The sequence below is a fragment of the Bacillus nitroreducens genome, assembly GCF_964021195.1.
This window is the reverse complement of sequence record NZ_CAXHYI020000003.1, coordinates 3,158,160-3,178,378: the sequence shown is the minus strand read 5'-3', so window position 1 is coordinate 3,178,378 and position 20,219 is coordinate 3,158,160. Positions and strand designations below refer to the sequence as shown.

The 20,219-nt window shown below is 35.9% G+C and carries 21 protein-coding genes; 4 read left to right on the top strand and 17 right to left on the bottom strand.

Annotated features, from left to right (window positions below; all coding sequences use genetic code 11):
• Window positions 1-55: 55 nt before the first annotated feature.
• The gene (gene bioB, locus ACWPVE_RS19420) at window positions 56-1,054 is read left to right on the top strand and encodes a biotin synthase BioB (protein ID WP_453996248.1); all 999 of its coding nucleotides are present in this window, start codon (window positions 56-58) and stop codon (window positions 1,052-1,054) included.
• Between the two features lie 60 nt (window positions 1,055-1,114).
• Here bioB and ACWPVE_RS19415 read toward each other — a convergent pair whose 3' ends face one another.
• The 7 genes from ACWPVE_RS19415 to ACWPVE_RS19385 form a co-directional block, all read right to left on the bottom strand.
• Complete coding sequence (locus ACWPVE_RS19415; protein ID WP_453996246.1) at window positions 1,115-2,794, bottom strand: hypothetical protein; 1,680 nt, start codon at window positions 2,792-2,794, stop codon at window positions 1,115-1,117.
• A gap of 354 nt (window positions 2,795-3,148) precedes the next feature.
• A complete protein-coding gene (locus ACWPVE_RS19410) occupies window positions 3,149-3,355 on the bottom strand; it encodes a hypothetical protein (RefSeq protein WP_453996244.1) in 207 nt (68 codons plus the stop codon).
• A 516-nt stretch (window positions 3,356-3,871) separates the two neighbouring features.
• The gene (locus tag ACWPVE_RS19405) at window positions 3,872-4,183 is read right to left on the bottom strand and encodes a hypothetical protein (RefSeq protein WP_453996242.1); all 312 of its coding nucleotides are present in this window, start codon (window positions 4,181-4,183) and stop codon (window positions 3,872-3,874) included.
• Between the two features lie 278 nt (window positions 4,184-4,461).
• On the bottom strand, window positions 4,462-4,842 hold the full coding sequence (locus ACWPVE_RS19400; protein ID WP_453996240.1) for a hypothetical protein: 381 nt from the start codon (window positions 4,840-4,842) through the stop codon (window positions 4,462-4,464).
• 344 nt (window positions 4,843-5,186) lie between these two features.
• Window positions 5,187-5,318 (bottom strand): DUF3934 domain-containing protein, encoded by a 132-nt coding sequence (locus ACWPVE_RS19395; RefSeq protein WP_453996238.1) that lies wholly within the window; start codon window positions 5,316-5,318, stop codon window positions 5,187-5,189.
• A gap of 230 nt (window positions 5,319-5,548) precedes the next feature.
• Window positions 5,549-6,769 carry an ISL3 family transposase gene (locus ACWPVE_RS19390; RefSeq protein WP_453991688.1) on the bottom strand — a complete coding sequence of 407 codons (1,221 nt, stop codon included), beginning with the start codon at window positions 6,767-6,769 and terminating at the stop codon, window positions 5,549-5,551.
• Between the two features lie 159 nt (window positions 6,770-6,928).
• Complete coding sequence (locus ACWPVE_RS19385; RefSeq protein WP_453996235.1) at window positions 6,929-7,129, bottom strand: cold-shock protein; 201 nt, start codon at window positions 7,127-7,129, stop codon at window positions 6,929-6,931.
• A 331-nt stretch (window positions 7,130-7,460) separates the two neighbouring features.
• Between ACWPVE_RS19385 and ACWPVE_RS19380 the strand changes: the two genes are divergently transcribed.
• Window positions 7,461-8,642 carry a NupC/NupG family nucleoside CNT transporter gene (locus tag ACWPVE_RS19380; RefSeq protein ID WP_453996233.1) on the top strand — a complete coding sequence of 394 codons (1,182 nt, stop codon included), beginning with the start codon at window positions 7,461-7,463 and terminating at the stop codon, window positions 8,640-8,642.
• A gap of 130 nt (window positions 8,643-8,772) precedes the next feature.
• Here ACWPVE_RS19380 and ACWPVE_RS19375 read toward each other — a convergent pair whose 3' ends face one another.
• A complete protein-coding gene (locus ACWPVE_RS19375; protein WP_453996231.1) occupies window positions 8,773-9,615 on the bottom strand; it encodes an MBL fold metallo-hydrolase in 843 nt (280 codons plus the stop codon).
• A 167-nt stretch (window positions 9,616-9,782) separates the two neighbouring features.
• On the opposite strand from ACWPVE_RS19375, the gene ACWPVE_RS19370 reads away from it, so the two are divergent.
• A complete protein-coding gene (locus ACWPVE_RS19370) occupies window positions 9,783-10,931 on the top strand; it encodes an ArgE/DapE family deacylase (RefSeq protein ID WP_453996229.1) in 1,149 nt (382 codons plus the stop codon).
• 78 nt (window positions 10,932-11,009) lie between these two features.
• Here the strand turns inward: ACWPVE_RS19370 and ACWPVE_RS19365 are convergent, their stop codons facing one another.
• The 8 genes from ACWPVE_RS19365 to ACWPVE_RS19330 all read right to left on the bottom strand — a co-directional run bounded on the left by ACWPVE_RS19365 (window position 11,010) and on the right by ACWPVE_RS19330 (window position 18,292).
• A complete protein-coding gene (locus ACWPVE_RS19365) occupies window positions 11,010-11,372 on the bottom strand; it encodes a glyoxalase superfamily protein (protein WP_453996227.1) in 363 nt (120 codons plus the stop codon).
• Window positions 11,373-11,428: 56 nt separating this feature from the next.
• Complete coding sequence (locus ACWPVE_RS19360; protein WP_453996225.1) at window positions 11,429-12,625, bottom strand: MFS transporter; 1,197 nt, start codon at window positions 12,623-12,625, stop codon at window positions 11,429-11,431.
• A gap of 363 nt (window positions 12,626-12,988) precedes the next feature.
• Window positions 12,989-13,456: a GNAT family N-acetyltransferase gene (locus tag ACWPVE_RS19355; protein ID WP_453996223.1), complete on the bottom strand. Its 468-nt coding sequence runs from the start codon at window positions 13,454-13,456 to the stop codon at window positions 12,989-12,991.
• Between the two features lie 283 nt (window positions 13,457-13,739).
• The gene (locus ACWPVE_RS19350) at window positions 13,740-14,693 is read right to left on the bottom strand and encodes a zinc-binding dehydrogenase (protein WP_453996221.1); all 954 of its coding nucleotides are present in this window, start codon (window positions 14,691-14,693) and stop codon (window positions 13,740-13,742) included.
• Between the two features lie 252 nt (window positions 14,694-14,945).
• Entirely contained in the window at window positions 14,946-15,689 is a 744-nt protein-coding gene (locus ACWPVE_RS19345; RefSeq protein WP_453996219.1) for a hypothetical protein, read from the bottom strand.
• A gap of 227 nt (window positions 15,690-15,916) precedes the next feature.
• Window positions 15,917-16,273: a DUF2178 domain-containing protein gene (locus ACWPVE_RS19340; protein WP_453996217.1), complete on the bottom strand. Its 357-nt coding sequence runs from the start codon at window positions 16,271-16,273 to the stop codon at window positions 15,917-15,919.
• Window positions 16,254-16,493 (bottom strand): helix-turn-helix transcriptional regulator, encoded by a 240-nt coding sequence (locus ACWPVE_RS19335; RefSeq protein ID WP_453996215.1) that lies wholly within the window; start codon window positions 16,491-16,493, stop codon window positions 16,254-16,256. The genes ACWPVE_RS19340 and ACWPVE_RS19335 overlap by 20 nt, the downstream gene beginning before the upstream one ends.
• A gap of 917 nt (window positions 16,494-17,410) precedes the next feature.
• Window positions 17,411-18,292 carry a LysR family transcriptional regulator gene (locus ACWPVE_RS19330; protein ID WP_453996213.1) on the bottom strand — a complete coding sequence of 294 codons (882 nt, stop codon included), beginning with the start codon at window positions 18,290-18,292 and terminating at the stop codon, window positions 17,411-17,413.
• 108 nt (window positions 18,293-18,400) lie between these two features.
• Between ACWPVE_RS19330 and ACWPVE_RS19325 the strand changes: the two genes are divergently transcribed.
• Entirely contained in the window at window positions 18,401-19,498 is a 1,098-nt protein-coding gene (locus tag ACWPVE_RS19325) for a citrate synthase/methylcitrate synthase (protein WP_453997645.1), read from the top strand.
• Window positions 19,499-19,739: 241 nt separating this feature from the next.
• Here ACWPVE_RS19325 and ACWPVE_RS19320 read toward each other — a convergent pair whose 3' ends face one another.
• On the bottom strand, window positions 19,740-20,054 hold the full coding sequence (locus ACWPVE_RS19320) for a GNAT family N-acetyltransferase (RefSeq protein WP_453996211.1): 315 nt from the start codon (window positions 20,052-20,054) through the stop codon (window positions 19,740-19,742).
• Window positions 20,055-20,219 lie beyond the last annotated feature (165 nt).

The window sequence follows — 20,219 nt, the reverse complement described above, 5'->3', positions numbered from 1 at the left end:
TTTATAAATGTTAACATATTTTTGATTTAGGTTAACATATAGGGAGGTTACTAGATTGGATTGGGATTATTTAGCGAATCGTGTGATTAGCGGAGATGAACTTACAGACGAAGAAGCAATGTCCATATTGGATTGCCCTGATGAGGACTTGCTACGATTACTTCATGGCGCCTTTACAATTCGAAAACACTATTTCGGAACAAAGGTTAAATTAAATATGATCATGAATGCAAAATCGGGATACTGTCCAGAGAACTGCGGATATTGTGCGCAATCCTCCGTATCAAATGCACCTATTGAAAAATATTATATGCTAGATAGAGAGTCATTACTTAAAGGAGCGGAACAAGCCCAAAGACTAAATGTTGGTACATACTGTATTGTAGCGAGTGGTCGTGGACCAACGACTCGGGAAGTAAATACGGTTGTTGAAACTGTAAAAGAGATTAAAGAGAAGTATAATTTGAAGGTATGTGCTTGTCTTGGGATTTTAAAGCCAGAACAAGCGAAGAAACTAAAAGAAGCTGGAGTCGATCGATATAATCATAATCTGAATACATCGAGGGAACATCATGACTTCATAACTACATCACATACGTTTGATGATCGGGTCAATACAATCAATACAATTAAAGATGCAGGGATATCACCATGTTCTGGCGTGATTGTTGGAATGCGAGAAACAAAGCAAGATGTTATTCAAATGGGGAGAAACGCAAAAGCAATGGGTGCTGATTCGATTCCTGTTAATTTTCTTCATGCGATCGACGGTACACCCTTAGAAGGAACCGATGAACTAAATCCTAGATATTGTTTAAAAGTATTAGCTCTATTTAGATATCTGAATCCAAGCAAAGAAATAAGAATTTCAGGCGGTCGAGAGGTCAATCTACGAAGCTTGCAGCCTTTAGGATTATATGCAGCAAATTCCATCTTTGTTGGAGACTACTTAACGACTAAAGGAGCTCAAACCACTTCTGACCACCAAATGCTGTTAGATTTGGGATTTGAAATTGATGTAGTGACGGAGCCAGCAGAAGCGCATCTAGAGTGAAGTTGGTACACACAGAAAGTGCCGGTCATTTTAACATGACCGACACTTTTTCAATAAGACCTAATTTAAACCTTGAATGACAAGTGCTTTTACGGGTAAAAATTCTTGTCCCGTATCGAGATAGGTTACTTCCACTACATCATCTGGCTGTAAATAGATAGCTTTTGGTGCATTTTCAGATGAAACCATGTAACTTTGGTTGTTGTCTAACAAAAAGTAAACAATCGTTGCACTTTCTCCCTTTTCTTTATAGACACGGACGACTGTCCCGCTTGTTTGTTTTTCATCTGCTTCCGACGTTCCATCAACGGTTCCCCCACCGCGTTGCAATGCTGTTTTATAGAGATGTAACGCTTCATTTGGAGTATTACCATAGACGGAGATCTCTGGATTTGCTGCAGAAACGATGAAATAGTTCTGTAAAAATCCATTTGAATCCAATACTGGAGTCAACCAGCTTGCTTCCCCGTAAAAGTTATAGAGAATTGGCATTTCGCCATCCCATTTCTTTTCGATGAATTTCTTTTCAATAATTTGAAGGGCACCTTGTGAATCCATATAGGATTCTTGTAAATTCCCCGTATAATACGTCGCCTCACCTGTTCTGGAATTCGTGAGTGAATATCCGAGCATCGAATCGACGCCTTCTTTCGGACTAGTAAAATCAGTAAAATAATGCATAACCCCATTTTCATCAAAGACAGGACTTACATTTGCTTCGGTCCCTTCATCTGAAGGAAGTTTCACATCCGATTTTCCGAACAAACTGTTCCAAAATCCATTTACATATTTTCCAAAATAACTATTTTGTAGACTCACAACTTCTGGAGATACAGCCCCATCAATAAACTCAGGTACATCTGCTAACGCATACTTTTCCGTTTTTCCTGTAGCAGGATCAACGAGTACGATTCCCTTAACATCAAATCCGTTACGTGCTGAAATAAACTCCCCATATGAGCGTATATAATGAGGTTTTCCTTCCTCATCAATTTCCAATTGTGGCTCCCCGTAAAAGATTAGATTTGGATATTTCATACGCATATGACGTTCTAGATCTTTATGAAAATAAGAAGATGGCGTATAGATCATTTCTGCCTTCACAAATTTTGGATTGTCTGTTGAATCCGTTGCACTAATCGTAAAATATCCTGGTGTATGCTTCCCATTCCACCATCTAAAGAAACCGGAAAATTCAATTGGTGCAATATAGACATACTCGCCGTTTACCTTTTGAATTTGCAAATTGCCAAGTTCATAGTAACTTGTATCTGGCACTTGCCCAAAGGCCTTTTTCATTTTATTACGGGCAAACTGTGGCGGAACACTGGCTGGTGTTTTCGTCTCGTCAAACACTTCAATCTCCGTTTCTTGCGCCATGCTAGCAATTTCATATTTTTGATCGGCATTGAACAGGAATGCAGTTCCTAAATAAAGACTAAAGACTAGACTTGCTACAAATAAAATGCCCTTAACCACTCTTTCAATTCCTGTTGCAAGAAAAGCACCAATTGCAGTGACAACAACGGCTAAAAGCCATACTGAAGTAAAATTACGGTCAAGATTTGTAAAATAGAAAAAGATAAATACAAGAATGGTAGAAATAACGGCAAGCGTTAGGAGTAAACCTGTTTGAGGCTTTGTATTCTTCTCCTTCTCTTTTTTATTTGATATAAACGGAAAGAGGATCAGAGTTGTGGCCAATCCAATAATGACTGAAAATAATAATATTGATTCCATAGTGTCTCCTTTCAAGTTTCGTACCTTTATATACGGATAAAGCAGAAAAAAGTTTCTTTTTATCTCTTTTTAATGAGAATTTTATTATCCAAAAAATGGGTAGAAGCATCTCCCCTGTACTCTTTGCAATAAAATTGCCGTACCTCCGTCTAATATGTAAGAAGAGGTGTAGTAAAATGAAAGAACTAGAAATTAGGTTGGTAACAAGTTTTCAGGTCTCAATACTTTTTTATGTTTAAAATATAAAAACGACAGTAAATAACTGTCGCTAACATGTGATCTACTATTAACATAAATACCCTTTTGAACTTATCACTGCTATTAAAACAATGTCTAATTCAGTATTCATTCATATTACTGGATAAAATCTTTAAATTCATCAATGTATAGAGCAACATTGCCACAATTTGGGCAAACAGAAGCCTTCGGTTTTGCAGATACATTCTTGAAAAGCCCTTTTCGTTTTTGACTAATTTTAATACCAGACAAGTCAGCTTCTACTGTCAGCTTGCAATCCATGATCATTTCAGTTTGACATTGATGACAAATTCTTTTCATCACTAACACCTTCCTAATTCAAAGATTATTATACTTCGCTTACTTCTGTAATAAAAAATTCAGTAGGACTGTCTGCCCTCCAGGTGAATCTGGGAGACTTTTGATTTTATAGGTGATAGTGGCTATGTCCAATATAAAGTGTTGTATGTCCCATAAGTGAAGAATGTTGACCCATAAGCTTTGGTAAAAGTCCCAAATCCTGCTCACAATGTCCCATAAAATCAAAAGTGTGTCCCATATCCAAAATTCAGTAAGGATTGTCTACCCTACAGGTGAATCTGGGAGACTTTTGATTTTATAGGTGATAGTGGCTATGTCCAATATAAAGTGTTGTATGTCACATAAGTGAAGGACGTTGTCCCAAAAGCTTTGGTAAAAGTCCCAAATCCTGCTCACAATGTCCCATAAAATCAAAAGTGTGTCCCATATTTAAATTGTCTACTTCAATATTAGCATTTTGATCCAATGAGCTTGCACCTTTATCACAAAAAATAGGATTCTTGTTACCCATTTCACCCGTTATTTATTTTTTTGATACATGCTTGCCATTGTTGAAGATGTGTACTTTATTTTATATGTACCTTGTAATTCTTTTTGGATTTTTTCTGTTAAGATAGCGCCTTGTTTATTATGTTCTCTTTCCATTTCAATTCCATTTGGGTTTAATTGATCTTGAACCCAATCAATCCATTCGCCGTATCTTCTTGCCCATTTAATGAATTCTTTTTTTAAACCATTTGAAATTGTAATATTTTCTAGGTCTACGTTACAATCGCAGTTTCCGCACCATATCGGATCAGCACCTACATCACCTTCAACTTTAAAAATCACATAAACAGAGCACAGGCATTCTCTCCTCTAAAAAATACTTCATATATTTTTTAACCAACAACTACTTGTTGTTACCTAACCTTTAAATCGGCCAAATTGCCTTTAAGAAGTTCTCGTTTATTTGCCGAACCCCAGATAGATGTATGCATTCAACTAGAATAAGCGATAATCCTCCTAGACTATCGCACCTTGTATATGCATATTCATCAAAAAAATCCAAATTAACAAAAGCCTACATCCTCTGTAGATTGAGAAAGTAGGCTTGATTAATGGTTTGATTAAAATACCTTCTTTTTGTGTACTGGAGAAAAGTATATGACTTTTTCCTGGGCTTTAGGAAGGTTTAAAATCTGAAGTGCTTTTGCTTTTAGGCCGATGTAAGAAGCCAATCCCATTAACAGTAAAGGCGACCCAAGAAAGACCGACAAAATGATAGCACTTGAAACGCTAGTGGATGCTTCCAATAAATGACTCGGAATTGAAAACGGAATACATGTGGTAATTATCAATATTCCAATGCCTACAGTTTTTAGGGATTTAGCAATCAACACCCTATTTTTATTTTCAATTAAATAAACGAAACCTCCAAAAATAATCAAGGTAAACCCTAACACACACCCAACTGTACTAACCATTTGCCCAATGTTCCCCAGCGGCATTTCTTCACACCCTATTTACTATTTTAGTTTTAGTATAAGACTAAATCATCTAATTCCAAGAGATTATATCACAAGGAACACGAACATCGTATAAAAATTTTAATGTTATACTACATACACCTTTTTTTCCTTTAATTCATCAACTTTTTAAGCGTTTTATTATTCAACATGAATAACATTTAAATCGTGTAAAGTAAAAATAGCTTCAAAAAACACAAAAACCCCTTAGGTGTCAAAAGACATTCATCTTTTGAGCTGAGACCTAAAGGGAAGCAAATTATATTTAACCATGATTTTATTATTGAAAACTGTAGTTAGCTTCCAACACATAATCGATTTTTCAATCAACTTTTTTTGGTACCCTTACTTATATAAGGTTTTGCACTCTTTTTCTTATTTGCGCTAGCTTGCCAACGGTTCCAACCCTTCTTGTCTGTTCCTCTCCCTGTTCCAGATTTTCCTTTAGCTTTACTCATTGTATCACCCCATTGCCATACTTTTTTGTGTTAGCTTTCTGGTTAGTCTTATTCTTTTTAAATTCCGTTACCCAAGTATCTTGTAACCATATATTAAAAATATGCAAAAATAAAGGTTCTAAATCAAATGTTGGGGTTTTAGGCTACCGCGCTACGCTTGGTGGCCTCTATAAAAAATGATGGATGGTACCATTCATCATTTTTTATAGAGGAGAATCACACCAACTCGGTTAACCAATATGTACCCCAATTCTTTTATACTTGTGTGTTAATAAAATCTTCGCCCTAAAGCGTTCAAAAACTCTAAATCCATAAGCATTTCTCTTTAGAACTTTGGTTGAATTATTAATTCCCTCTAAAAACCCATTTGAATATTCATAGGCAAAACTATTTAATACTTCAACTTGCCAATTTTGTATGGTCTTTATTGCTTTAATCATTTCAGGTATCTTTGAATCCTCAATTAACTTATATAGTTCTTCCAATTCCTTTTTAACCAAACTGATACTGTTTTTTCCGTTTTCTTTGGCACGTAAAAACCAAGAACGATATGCCTCTTTAATTTCATATGCTTGTTTGAGTTCATTCGACATCTCCAAGTAACGATTTAAATGCCATTTCTCATCCTTAGTTAAGCGTTGGCAGTCTTTATGAAAGACATGTTTCATACGTTTACACTTTTTACGGTCGTAGCCATGAAATTGGTTTTGTACTCGACGTCTTACTCCATCAAGCCCCCAATAGATGTAACGACAAAAATGAAATCTATCAGCTACAATAACAGGTTTACCCAATGCCTCTTGAACGGCTGCTTTAAAGGAATGATTCATATCCATTATGATTATTTGCACTCTAGATCCGTGCTTTCTTAAGTAGTCTTTTATCGTACGTTTATAACGATTTGGTAGAATATCAATCGGTTCTTTTGTTATCCCATTCGCAATGATTAACTGGTATTTCCCTTCGCGGGTATCACCCTTGTATTCATCAATAGCTATAACTGTAGGTAATTCTTCCACCGGACGAATTTCACTTCGTGAAATTTGATCGAATCGACGTATAATGGTTGAAGATGAACACCCGTAGATTTCAGCTGTTTCCTTAAATGTTTTTCCTTTAATCGCTTTAATTGATATAGCTTGATTCCATTCTATTGAGGTACGTTGATAACGCATGACAAAAGGATTTTTCTCTGAAAAACGTTTCCCACATTCACAGACATATCGTCTACGCTTATAAAAGATTTGGGTTTTTCTTTCAAACCACTTTAAGTGTTGAATTTTTTGTATACGATAGTCATGAATTTTACTCGTCCTTTGATTACATTTAGGGCACCGATGTACTTTTCGCTCCATTTCAACGTACAGGCGGATAACTTCGCCCACTTCTTCAACATTGGTTAGGATAGACCCTTTTAATCCAGGAATAATCATGGTAAAATCCATATACACGCAACTCCATTCTTTAGACTTGTTTCTAGACAATTCAAGTATAAAAGAATGTGGAGTTTGCGTGTTTTTTTATGCACACAAAATTTTGTTTAAACCCCAACAAATATTATAGAGCCAAAATAAAAAAGACCCTACAAGTAGGATCTTTTCTATAAATTATTATGCTTTTTGAACGTTTGTAGCTTGTGGGCCACGTTGTCCTTGTTCGATTTCAAACGTTACACTTTGACCTTCGTCTAAAGATTTGAAACCTTCGCCTTGGATTGCTGAGAAATGTACGAATACGTCTTCTCCTGCTTCACGCTCGATAAATCCAAAACCTTTTTCTGCATTAAACCACTTAACTGTACCTTGTTCCATAATTGTTACCTCCTGGTGTGGATGCCCACACAATGTGTTACTATCCTTGCTCAAATACCTTAGACGAAAAACAAAATCTATTCTCAATCTGAAATAGAACAAAAATAATTCTTTCTTAGAATAACAGATTAATCATTGAATAGCAAATCTCAGATTCTTCCACAGAGTATTTACTGATTCAACTTTTCTCCATCAACAAATGAAAACTCAATTTATAAAAAAAGATTGGGCAAAATATCGACAATAGTAAAACTTAGAGATATAGTAGTAATCTGGCAGTTTTTTAACCATCTAGTAGACACATTTGGCATCATTCATCAGGAGGTATTACATGCAATTTGTTATTTCTATTTTTGGTATTTTCATTGTATTATATTTAGCTTGGATCGCAAGTTCCAATCGAAAAGAAGTAAAATTTAAACCCGTTATTACAATGATTGTCGTTCAAATTATTTTAGCCTTGTTTTTGTTAAATACCGAGGTTGGACTCATTATAATTAAGGGCATTTCTACATTTTTTAGTGTACTGCTTGAATACGCAAACGAAGGGATTTCCTTTGTATTTGGCGGCATGGCAAACGAAGGAGAAGCTCCATTTTTTCTAACAGTATTACTACCGATTGTTTTTATTTCTGCATTGATCGGGATTCTTCAACATTTAAAAATACTGCCAGTTTTTATGAGGGGTATTGGATGGATATTAAGTAAAGTAAATGGCATGGGTAAACTTGAATCCTATAATGCAGTTGCATCCTTAATGGTTGGACAATCTGAGGTATTTATTACTTTAAAAAAACAACTCGATCTGATTTCAAAGCAGCGTATGTATACACTGTGTGCTTCGGCAATGTCAACTGTATCCATTTCCATTGTGGGTGCTTATATGACAATGATTGAGCCCAGATATGTTGTTACAGCACTCGTTTTAAATTTATTTGGTGGTTTTATCATCGCATCTATTATTAATCCGTACGAGGTAGACCCACATGAAGATATTTTAGAAATACAAGAAACAGAAAAACAATCCTTCTTTGAAATGCTCGGGGAGTATATCCTTGACGGTTTTAAAGTTGCGGTGGTCGTAGGTGCAATGCTAATTGGTTTCATTGCCTTGATGACAGCTATAAATGAGCTATTCTTGTATCTATTTAATATTTCTTTCCAACAACTATTAGGTTACCTCTTTGCACCATTTGCTTTTATTATGGGAATACCTTTATCAGAGACGGTGAGTGCTGGGGGAGTTATGGCGATCAAGCTAGTCACGAATGAATTTGTTGCCATGTTGGATTTATCTGGAGGCGACTATCCGTTTAGTGAACGTACGATGGGAATTTTATCTGTCTTTCTCGTTTCCTTCGCTAACTTCTCCTCTATTGGGATTATTACTGGTGCAGTTAAAGGTTTGAATGAAAAACAAGGGAATGTTGTTGCACGTTTCGGCTTGAAACTGTTATATGGGGCGACACTTGTGAGCATTCTCTCAGGCATTATCGTTGGTTTAATTTTATAAGACTCACTTGAAAATGATGACCTATAGCAGTTGATATAAGTAAAAATAACTGAAGGTCTGATCTCTCTTCAAAAGAGGCAGTGGAATCTTCCACTGCCCTTTTCATATCAAATTGAAATTAATCACTATCTTAATAACCATTTACAAAATACGTGATGGTTTCTACTTCATCTTCAGTAAGTTCCCTCTTTACAAAGCGTTTGTATTCACTCGTAATTTTTTGTTTGTCTCCATCGAAACGGTCCGTATATGTCGCAATCGTCTTAAGCTTTGTTACTTCCTTTCTAAACTCTTCTTTCGAAATCGGCTGTTGATGCGAAGGGATGTATGTATCTGCATCAAATGTTTCTAATTTATCTAATAACCGAAGAGTTTCCTTGGTCGTATAGTGATCTTTTTCAGCATACATAAGAGGATAAATACAGTCAGCAAGAAAAAGGATTCTATCTTCTTTGATATACACAATCACCGAATCTTGCGCATGATCTCCTCCAACATGTTGTACGATACAAGTTACGCCACCAAGATCAATTTCCACTCGGTCTTCAAACGTTATATCTGGCAAGACAATGTTAATATTACGGTGTTCAGTAAATTCATTCTTAATAGCTTTGGCGCAAAATTCGATTTCCGCCCCTTCCTTTACTCGTGCATCTATCGCTTCATCCGACCAAGAATATGGGATTAGCTTCTCCATTTCTTTTTTTGTCATTGTATTTGCAAGTGAAATGGAATGAGGCAACGCAGAAAGCCCAAAGATATGGTCCCAATGCCAATGAGTCAGAACGACAATATCAGGTTTCTCACCTTTAAGTGTCTCTTTTATAAAGTATTCTGCATGATCCTCCGAATTGCCTGCATCAATCATTAATGTCTTTTGATTACCCACTACCATGCCTAGTATTGGTCTGTCAGTAACCGAGATTGGGGTGATATACCAAAAATACTGTCCTATTTTATGTATTGAGTGCATAAGTCATCCTCCTCTTTTATTCTATTTTAACTAGAAAAACGGTTGCTTACTCCTAGCAACACTCTTTAATCAATCAAGTTAAAAATAAAAATCCTGAAGTGATTATACCATTTGGGTATAATACTGTTATATTCTTACTCAGGTATTACAGACGGAGGGATTAAAGGTTGAAACATTTTACAGAAGAAGAAAAAATAAAGATTTTGTCTGACATTATCGCGATTAAATCTGTTAATGAATACGAAATTGAAGTGGCGAATTACTTGAAAGATCTATTTTCTGAATACGGCATCGAATCTAAAATTGTGCCTGTTACGGACACTCGTGTCAATCTAGTGGCTGAAATCGGGAGTGGAAGTCCAGTTATTGGCATTTCTGGTCATATGGATGTCGTTTCCCCTGGCGATGAAAGTGAGTGGACTTCAGATCCGTTTACGTTAACAGAAAGGGACGGAAAATTATACGGACGTGGAACTAATGATATGAAAGCAGGCTTACTAAACCTTGCCCTAGTGATGATTGAACTGAAAGAAAATAATGAACTAAAAAATGAGACCGTCCGTTTTATGGCAACAACTGATGAAGAAGTTGGTGGAGCAGGTTCTAAAAAATTATACGAAGAAGGCTATATGGATGACGTAGATTATTTATGGGTCGCGGAACCATCTCATGACACGATTATCTACTCTCATAAAGGTTCGCTTAACTTACGTGTAACGTCTATAGGTGAAGCAGCACATAGCTCAATGCCTGACCAAGGATATAATGCAATCAACCCATTAATGAAATTTCTATTAGAAGTAGACGAACATTTGAATAACGACCAGCGGCAAAATGAAGTGTTAGGTAAATTAGTGATGAGTACAACGATTTTGAATGCTGGAAATCAGGTAAACTCTGTTCCAGAAAAAGCAGTAGCTGAGATAAACGTGCGTACGATTCCAGAGTTTGATAACGATGAAGTCATTGACTATTTCAAGACAACTGCAGCTAAATACAATGAAGAAGGTTCTACGATTCAGGTTGAAGTGACCATGTCGTTACCAAGTGTTTTCACTACAGGAAAGTCCAACATGATTGCCTTAGCTAAAGAGCTCGGTAAAAAACATGTAGGTCTAGAAATCGCTGTGAAAGGTTCACCAGGAGTGACCGATGCTTCAAACTTATTACGAGATAAAGATGAGAACTTCCCATTCATGATGTTTGGCCCAGGCGAAACTAAAATGGCGCATAAAACAGATGAATATGTCTACAAAAAATACTACTTTGCATTCTTCGAAATCTATAAAGAGTTAATTTTAGGACTGACTAAATAATTAATCCATTTAGTGGGGGAATGTATCCCCCTCCGATTGTTAATAAATATAGAATTCCAGCAGTAGAGTCTCACCTATTTAGCTATTTGTTTCTACTTCTTCATAAAATATAATCCTATTTGAGAAAGGGTCCGTTACGGTGACTTCCATTGTGTTCCAAGGGGTCTTCTCAATAGCTGGATTTGCGTATTTATAGCCCTTCTCCGACAATGAAGCATGATGGCTTTTAAGATCCTGTAATTTAATACGAATTGCACTTCCAGGAGTGGAATCGCCATGATGCTCGGATAAATGAAGGACAGCATCGTTCATTGACACTTGAAAATAAACAGGAAAATCCTCTGAATACTGGTGTTCCCAATCCAATTTAAACCCTAAATAATCGATGTAAAATGAGTGTGCTTTTTCAATATCAAAAATTCGAAAAATAGGTGTAATCATTCTTGATATATCTCCTTTTTATTGATAAGTTTTTAATTTCTACTACTGGACTGATTCTAGCTCGCTTTTGTATATACTTTTTGATTGGCTGCTTTTTTCCCATGTAAAGAATAATATAAAAAGATACACATGAAAAGTACAAAGGCTAACGCTAGATATAATCCGCGGAATCCTAACAATGGAATAATTCCACCGAGTAGAAACGGGCCTATGCCTACTCCAAAATCACAACAAATGAGAAAAGTAGACGTTGCAAGTCCAATCCTGTGCTTTGGAGATACTTTAATGGCGATGGTCTGAAAGCTAGACTGCATCGTCCCAAATCCTAGTGCAATGAACACACTTGATAAGAGAAAAATAAAACCATTATAAGACTGACTAAGAAGTAAGAGACCTAGAGCATACGAAATGATCGATGGATATACAACAATATTATCTCCTTTTTTATCTAGTAATTTACCAGTTAGAGGTCTTGAGATTAAGAGTACAATCGAATACACAAGAAAGAAAAAGCTCGCTGCTCCTAGTAAATTAATTTCCGTTGCATAAGGAGTCATAAACGTCAAAATTCCTGAATAAATAAATCCCATAATTGCAATCAAGAAAGACATCGGTAATGCCTTTTTCTCAATGAAATTTGATAATTTTAACCCCTTCATTGAATTACGCTGTTCCTCAGTCATGTCTGACTCTGGAATCCTAGCAAATAATGGGATGATAACACTCGCACTAGCTAGAAGACTACATACAATAAAAATCGTAGTGAAATCGGCATGTTGATTTAAAAATAGGCCAAGGAATGGACCAGTTGACGTTGCTAATGTATGGCTTAAAAAAAAGTAACCAATTCCCTCTCCACGGCGTTCCTTCGGGATCACATCGATTACGGCGGTGGCTAAGGCTGTTGTAGCTATGCCGAATGCAGCACCATGAATCAACCGTACGATTAGTAATAGATACATATTTGTGACCATGAAATAAAGTAAAGTTGGTACAAAAAATAATAATACCCCTACTAATAATACTTTCTTACGTCCAATTGTATCGAGATACCTTCCTATCAAAATCCGAGAAAAAACGGCTCCGATTACAAAAATACTAGCGGCAAGACCGGCCATACTTTCAGATGCCTTAAATTGTTCGATGGCATAAACAGCCATAGTTGTAACTAACAAGAAATATACTAATGTAATGAAAAAGGTCGTAAAAAACATGATGATAAAATCTTTTGTCCATAATTTTGATTGTTTCAATCTTCCTACCCCCGACGCATTGATGATATTCATGAAGCACGTATTGAATAATCCTCTGATAAATACTAAATAAGTCTATTAAGAAAACGAAAATAGTAATCGCTTACCTAACAAACTATAACCAACTGAATCGTGTAAGAATCTATGTATCTATCATTTGTTTAAAAAATGAACTTGTTCTCGGATCTCGAAAAGTCAAGTTTGATCCAAAGCATTATAACAAATGTTTACATATTCATATGTAAAGTTTACAAAAAAAGAAAACTATCTATGACACGAGACTCGTGAGTTTTTATCCCTGTTCATACTGTACTATTATTTGAGATCCTTGATTTATACGTTTATGTACCCAATTTATCTTCTTTAAATCCATTTCATCATCGTGACAACTTTTAATTCTAATCCATTTGGCTTATGTACGATTTCCTCACCACTAACTCTGAATTCAATCGAATGATATAAGTGTATGTTCTTTGGTAGCATCATACGAACCTTACACTTCAATGTAGGAATTCCTTTGTTTTTTGCATACTTTTCAAGGTAGTTTACTAGTTTTTTCGCAATCCCCTGACCTTGTTTTTCAGGAATCACTGATAATCGAAAAAAATAAAGCTCATCTTCACTGATTGTAAAACGAACCATTCCAACCGGCTGTTCCTCCACATAAGCAATGGCACCCATCTCCTGCTCCATTAAAGCTGTTGTGACTGATTCAACAGTTTCCTCTAATGCACTTGATGTTGGCACTACATCTTTATATTTTGAAAAAGCTTTAATCATGAGCTCGTGTATGATTGGTGCATCGGATACATTTGCAAGTTTGATTTCCATTTCTATTCCCCGTTATTTTTCGATTCAAATTTTTACATTATTAACAAACATGAAAAATTCCACTAAGAGTGAGAACTGTTAATATATTAGGCATACTACTATCTTCATTGTACAAAATTATCAAATAATTTGTCACATTTTTGATCAAAAGTAGTAAAATATTTTCCACTTTAGCAAAATAATACAACAAAACTTGATGATCACTAATGTAAGATTGGATCTCTACATACAAAAAAACCTAAAAAACAGGCATCTTACGCCTACTTCTTAGGTTTTTTAAGTCTTATTTTTCCATATTTGCTACTAATCGGCCAGTTACTTGGTTATCTTCTAATTTCTGGATACCTTCTGGAATTTCATCAAATGTGATTTCAGTGATTTTTGGATTGACCTTACCGCTAGCAAATAATTCATAGATTTCTTCAATATCTTGTTTGGTACCCCCGTTACTTCCAACAAGTGTAGCTTGTTTCGTAATTAATGAGGTCACATTAAGAGTTGTTTCGAGTTTCCCCATACCGACAAGGACTACTTTCCCTTGGAAACCAATCGATTCTAAGGCTTCCCTAGTTGTTACATCAAAGCCAGCAAAATCGATAATCACTTCTGGTTCAAATTGGGCAATTTCTTTAACATTTTCAAAAGTCCCCGCTGCTCCTAGACTTTTCGCTAATTCACGTGCATTTGGATTTAAATCAACGGCATAAACGGTCGCTCCTTTTGCGACAGCCGCTTCTAAAGCAATTTGTCCTAATCCACCGATACCAATCATTCCAACTGTCATGCCCTCTTTTACTCCACCTTTTGTAAAAGTAGCATGATAGGAAGTCATGCCTGCATCGGTACCAGCAGCTGCTTGAGCAAATGATACGCCTTCAGGAACTCGAACTAAGTCTTCAGCTGGTGCTAACACTTTTGTACCAAAGCCCCCGTCATATGCATATCCTGGAGCTGTTTTACTTGGGCCAGTTGGACAAATCGCTACTCTGTCACCCACTTGATAGTCCGTAACACCTTCACCCACTTCACTAATCACACCCGCTACTTCATGTCCCATAATGACAGGTAATTCACCTAGTAACGCTTTCCAACCTGGATCTCGTAATACACCTACATCAGAGTGACAAAGTCCTCCTACTTTTACGTCTATAACAACTTTACCTGGTACAGCTTTAGGATCCTCTTTTTCTACTAATTGTAATGGTTCATTCGTATCAACAAATTGCCAACCTTTCATATGTAAATCCTCCTTATGTATGTCATACCCTTATTATAAACCTACACAATATTATACTAGTGTAATATTTTTGACAATTTAATGTATTAATCATGACAACTTTTCTACAATAAAAAAACATTCTCTTCATATATGGTATTTCAAGACAGGAGTTGCTGATAAATGATTGAGTACGATGGATTCGTCTACCCTTCGTATAACGGCAATTTTTAACATTATAATTTTAGTTTTTTAATACATCCAGGTTGGCTTTTATGGACACTTCTGTGAATCTGACATCTTGTTTTTGATTATATTTTTGAGTTCCTCTGTACTCTTCTTTTGTTCCGTAGAGCCATGCCTTGACTCCCTATTTATAATTTCCTTGTATGATAGTTGATTCGTATTGCCCCATTTCTTCCAAGGAACTTTATCGTATTTATGGTGCTGATAATACTTCCATAGAAGGAAACTTCCAGGCGCATAATTATATGTACCCATATTTACTGGGTCATTGACCAACTGACCTGTACCAGTGTGATAGACAACTTCAAATCGACCATCTGATGAGATAAACTTCACATTATAAGCAGCGTCATATTCACTTACTTCATAGCGATGATATCTAGCACTGAATAACTGCCACTTACCACATGCTACTAATTCAAGCATTTCCTCTAATTGTACAGGAGCTTCTCCATATTGATTTAATACATTGCGAAAATAATGAATCTCATTCGTTAGATAAGGGAGTTGTTTAACATATTGATCAAATGTTTCAAAAAACAAGTCAAATTGTGTATGACCAATCAAACGCTTTTGATTTTCCATCAAATCATCCATCATTTGTGTTAGGATTGCGTGTGATGCTATGGCCGTGGATGAATCAAAGATGTACCATTTTCGATGCTCGGAACGAATTTCATCATACTGCTCAGAGAGTTCAGTAAAGTATGACTCTGATAAAAAATCCGCCTTGATTTCAAGGGGGACTTTTATATAATCAGGTACTCTCACTAGTTGATGATATCCGTAAATTGACAGTACTAACAGGAAAAACAGAAGGATAAAAACTGTTTTGGGTGACCGCTTTTTAATTTTTATTTTAATTTTTATACACCTCCATTTCTTCTATCATTCTTTCCCAATTTTTTCTCTTATCCTATAGAACTCAAATCAAATTCAGCCATGGGTGAGAGGCTTAAAACTTACATCCTCAACCATGGCTAATTCTAAGAATTTTCTTATGTGAAGTCCTTCTGATAACGAATGGCCAAATAAATGCCGCCAGCTAAAAATGCCAGTGCATATTTGTACAAGAAAAATATATTCCACATATATTCTTTCGGAAAAATAATGTCACACAGAACAATTGCCACTAGGACAAAGTAACTGCTTTTCAAAAAGATATTATCTGTGCGTTCATCGCTTGGACCAATCTTCTTATAGAATATATAAGCAAAAATCGCACTACCAATTAACAGTAACCCACCTATTCCAAGTAGAATATTCCAATTACCAGAAGATTGTTCTGCCCAGGACTTTAATGGATGAAAAACAGCATTCGAGAACTCTGTGAAATTAAACATTATTTTGATCATTCCCCTTCTCATAAGTAAAAATATCGGTCACTTCCACGTTAAAAAATTCAGCAATTCGAAAAGCTAACAACAACGTCGGAACATAATTTCCTTTTTCCATAACAAAGATGGTTTGTTTCGAAACCCCGACTTTCTCTGCCAATTCTTGCTGCGTCAATCTGGCAAGGACACGGTATTCATACACTTTATTTGAAATCGAATCACCAAAATCATTCTTCATGACCATCACCTCTTTGATTTAAATTATAAACTGTTCTTTTATAAAAGTAAAGTTTACTTATACCGAATAATAAAATTTCTTTATTTTATTTTATTAAACTTAGATTTAATATAGAAAAAACCTGACAAAACTAATGCTTCTGTCAGATTTTTATTGTGCTTGTGATGCATTTAATTGATTTAGTAATAAAAAAAACGGCAAAGAGCGGGTAAGGTTGTTCTTCTTTCGATATCTTCATACAATTGATTTGTATAAGATACCAACGTTCATTCTAGAAAACCACTGTCCAATATATTCTTTATAACAATTCCATTTTTTTCAGACTCTATATAGGTAAAGACTTTCATAATTTCATTGTCATGGTCTTTATCGATTTCAAAATACGTAACACCCACTTGTTTGCATAGTGCTCTAAACACTTTATGTTTTTCAATAAGTTCCTACATCGTCCTTTCTTCAGGCCACTTACAGCGTTCAATCACATTTCTTTGATTCACTCGAAGTTTTTTTCAATATAATACTTTGAAAAAACGAAAAATACTGGAATGATGTTTTTGGAATAGGAACTGTCAAGATCCTTCAAATAGTGAGGCAATAGATAACATCCTTCCATGATCATATGTTGTTTGTTCTCAATATTTGTGATAATGATCCCTTTTACAATGGGTCAAAGTTGGTCTCCAATAAATTCGGTGTTATCCAGTGGCGAGAATCCACACTTCTTATCTACCCTGTACAAGCCCATTTTCAAATGGTCAAGAGAGAGAAGTGGAATCAGGTATTTTTCTAGTAAGGTTTGAGCCTTCAAGGTTTTACCAGTACTACCAATAGCACTTATTAAAATAACTCTCTCTACCTCGGCTCTGATTTTATTGTGATGTAACAATTAAATACAAAATTCTGTACGTAGGCAGTTATTAGCCAAAATAATAATTCGAGATTAGATGAATAAATTCTTCCTCGAGTTCCCCTTTCTTTTTCACAAGAATATAAGTGGAAACTGTTGGAAGAGTGAAAAGGTCGAAATGTGGTTGCATTAGTTTTCCTTCTAGGAGCTCACGTCTCACAATGGAGTGTGGTAAAAACGAGATGCCTAAGCCTTCCTGAATAAAACGTTTTACAATGTGTGCTTGTGTTACTTTCATAGTACGGATACTTTTCACGTGCTTTTTTAGTTGATTCAGCAAGTCATCCCAATAAACGGGATGATGATGAGTAAATACATACTCATTTTGTAATAACTCTAATGGTTCAATCGGCGGTCCACTTTCTTCATCATACGTATCAGGTGATTGGACGAAAAGTATCGGGTCTTCATACATTTGAATCGACTCGATATTCTTAAGTTTAGCGTCTAATGCTGATATGCCTAGATGCACGTCCCCGTTATCAACGAGCTGTTCAATCATCTCAGATTCTTCCACTCGAATACTAATTTCAACTTCTGGATGACTTTCTACAAATGTTCGTAAAATATAGGGAAGAATCGTCTCAGCCATGAGTGGTGATATTGCAATGGTCCAGTTTTTCCGAAATCCTTGTGCAAATGTATGAACCCTATTAATACTTTCTTCCATTTGTTCGACAAGTTGCTTTGCCTCTTTATAAAATAGTTTTCCAGTATCAGTCAATGTAACACGGTTATTGATGCGATCAAAAAGTTTCACACTTAGGTGTTCCTCTAATTGACGAATATGAACGGTCACACTTGGTTGAGAAATGATCAGTTTTTCGGATGCTTGACGAAAATTTCTAGTCTCTGCAGCCACAATAAAGGTTTTTAACCATTGAAACTCCACAATACTCCTCCTTATATGATTAAAAAAACTAATTGTTTTAATAGAAAACATTTAATTTATATAATCATATAACAACCGTATACTGAAGAAAAGGAGGAGAATAACATGATGTTTAAAAAAGGATTAAAAGATATTGTAGCCGTACAAACGAATATCGCCTCTGTCGAAGGAGATATAGGGGAATTACGCTACAGAGGTGCTTTAGTAAATGAACTTATCCCTTCTTATACATTTGAAGAAGTCGCCTATTACATTTGGCACGGAGTCTTACCAAATAAAATGGAGCTAAAGGATTTTGAAAGTAAACTCATGTATGGTAGACAGCTACCTCACCATGTTCTAACAATCCTCGATGCTTTACCAGCAGAGGTACCATTAATGGATGCTGCCCGAACAGCCATTTCCGCCTTCGCACACACTACTTTTTCAAATACTCCTATCGAAGACCAAGCGATGATTCTAACTGGTGCCATGCCAGTCATCATAGCGAATCATTACCGAAAACAAAAAGGGTTACCTGTCGTTAAACCAAGCACGACTTTATCGCACGTCGCGAATTACTTATGGATGCTAAACGGTGAGCTTCCAACCGACTCCCAAATTGAGGCCCTTGAAACATATTTGAAGTTAACAATGGAACACGGGTTGAATGCAGCTACATTTTCTGCACGCGTCACGATTTCGACAGAATCAGACTTAACCGCGGCGATCACATCAGCCATCGGCACCATGAAAGGCCCTTTGCATGGAGGTGCACCTTCGGGAGTCATTGATTTACTAGAGGAAATTGGAAATCAGAATAACATCAAACCAATTATCGAAGAGAAACTCCGAAATGGAGAAAAAATTATGGGATTTGGACATAGAATCTATAAAACTGAAGATCCACGTTCCATTCTGTTGAGAGAAAAATGTGCGAGCATGTTAGGAAAAGATGAGTGGTTAGATTTAGCAGTAGTTGCAGAAAAAGAAATCATCGATTTACTTGCTCAACATAAACCAGGCCGTAAGCTGTATACGAATGTCGAATATTATGCTGCTGCTATCATGCGCTCGATTGAAATGCCACCAGAATTGTTCACACCAACGTTCAGCGTTGCTAGAATCATTGGTTGGACAGCACACGCGATTGAGCAACTGCAAGACAATACGATATTCCGCCCACAATCGGAATATATAGGAAAAATCAAGCAATTGAATACTTAATTCTCTCAATCTCATAGAACTTGAACAAAAAATAAACGCGTCATTCTCATTCCGGAGTAGCGCGTTTATTTGTGTTAAATGATTTAGGTTCTTCAATTTTACGAATCCTAGTTGGAAAACATACAATCAGAAGGATGAACAGAGAATTGCTTTCTGTTATTATTCATAATGAAAACGGTAATCAACTTTGAGAGGAACTGAACTTACGAAAGAAATGTTTCCGTCACGTCCCTTTATTCCGTTACCTCTTATTTCGTAAAACTGTAATGAATCCATCCAAAATGTCGTGGCTCACAATAAATCCTTTCCGCTTGTAAAATCCTAAAGCATCATTTCCGTTCGAAACAAAAATAAAATAATCCTCTATGTCTTCGAACTGGTTCAACCATTGCATGGACATATCAAAGAGTTTAGAACCAATTCCATACCGTCGATATTCTTCTTTTATATAAAACTGAGATAGACACCCTACATGGTCCCTACTCACTGAGGAAAGATCAAAAAAAGTAGCAAAATCATTTGAGTAGGCTTCTTTTGGAGAGATGTTAGAATACACATAACCAACTATTTTATTCCCATCTCGTACAATTACGATTTGATTGTCAATCGCATTTTTATGGAAGGAAGCATCCTTGTCTCAAAATTCATCTCATCAAATAATTCTTTCGAAATGGTTGCCTTTGATTTTTGAAAAACCATTAGTTCGTTACACAACTCTTTG

What these genes read in the sequence shown, in the direction of transcription:
- ACWPVE_RS19415 (WP_453996246.1), bottom strand. Translation starts at nt 2,794, where the DNA reads ATGGAATCAATATTATTATTTTCAGTCATTATTGGATTGGCCACAACT.
- ACWPVE_RS19400 (WP_453996240.1), bottom strand. Translation starts at nt 4,842, where the DNA reads ATGCCGCTGGGGAACATTGGGCAAATGGTTAGTACAGTTGGGTGTGTG.
- ACWPVE_RS19395 (WP_453996238.1), bottom strand. Translation starts at nt 5,318, where the DNA reads ATGAGTAAAGCTAAAGGAAAATCTGGAACAGGGAGAGGAACAGACAAG.
- ACWPVE_RS19385 (WP_453996235.1), bottom strand. Translation starts at nt 7,129, where the DNA reads ATGGAACAAGGTACAGTTAAGTGGTTTAATGCAGAAAAAGGTTTTGGA.
- ACWPVE_RS19380 (WP_453996233.1), top strand. Translation starts at nt 7,461, where the DNA reads ATGCAATTTGTTATTTCTATTTTTGGTATTTTCATTGTATTATATTTA.
- ACWPVE_RS19375 (WP_453996231.1), bottom strand. Translation starts at nt 9,615, where the DNA reads ATGCACTCAATACATAAAATAGGACAGTATTTTTGGTATATCACCCCA.
- ACWPVE_RS19365 (WP_453996227.1), bottom strand. Translation starts at nt 11,372, where the DNA reads ATGATTACACCTATTTTTCGAATTTTTGATATTGAAAAAGCACACTCA.
- ACWPVE_RS19355 (WP_453996223.1), bottom strand. Translation starts at nt 13,456, where the DNA reads ATGGAAATCAAACTTGCAAATGTATCCGATGCACCAATCATACACGAG.
- ACWPVE_RS19350 (WP_453996221.1), bottom strand. Translation starts at nt 14,693, where the DNA reads ATGAAAGGTTGGCAATTTGTTGATACGAATGAACCATTACAATTAGTA.
- ACWPVE_RS19340 (WP_453996217.1), bottom strand. Translation starts at nt 16,273, where the DNA reads ATGATCAAAATAATGTTTAATTTCACAGAGTTCTCGAATGCTGTTTTT.
- ACWPVE_RS19335 (WP_453996215.1), bottom strand. Translation starts at nt 16,493, where the DNA reads ATGAAGAATGATTTTGGTGATTCGATTTCAAATAAAGTGTATGAATAC.
- ACWPVE_RS19325 (WP_453997645.1), top strand. Translation starts at nt 18,401, where the DNA reads ATGTTTAAAAAAGGATTAAAAGATATTGTAGCCGTACAAACGAATATC.